We start from the raw sequence: 247 nt of genomic DNA, 5'->3' as shown, positions 1-247 counted from the left end.
ACCGCTGCCGCCGCCTCGCCAAGGACTGGGAATGCCAAAGCCGAAAGGCCCTCGCTTTCCTCCACTGGGCCTCCGTCCGCCTCATGATCCGTAAGCTCTGCCAAACCGCACAATGATCCCGGACAGATGGGGTGATTGGGGTCACGCCGCGGTTCCGCTGAAGGCGGCTGCTCCTATCGAGATGTGAGATCGTGGTCGATGTCGGATCGCCACAGCATCAGGAAGGAGCAGCCATGACGTACTTTGC

Annotated in this window: 1 pseudogene; it reads left to right on the top strand. The window is 61.5% G+C overall.

The features are described from left to right. A pseudogene (locus tag FV222_RS29195) lies at window positions 1–116 on the top strand (IS5/IS1182 family transposase); the annotation flags it as partial. Between the last annotated feature and the right edge of the window lie 131 nt (window positions 117–247).

The organism is Methylobacterium sp. WL103, from assembly GCF_008039885.1.
Classification (GTDB): Bacteria; Pseudomonadota; Alphaproteobacteria; order Rhizobiales; family Beijerinckiaceae; genus Methylobacterium; species Methylobacterium cerastii.
Note: the sequence above shows the minus strand (reverse complement) of the source record. Positions and strands in the feature narration are given on the sequence as shown.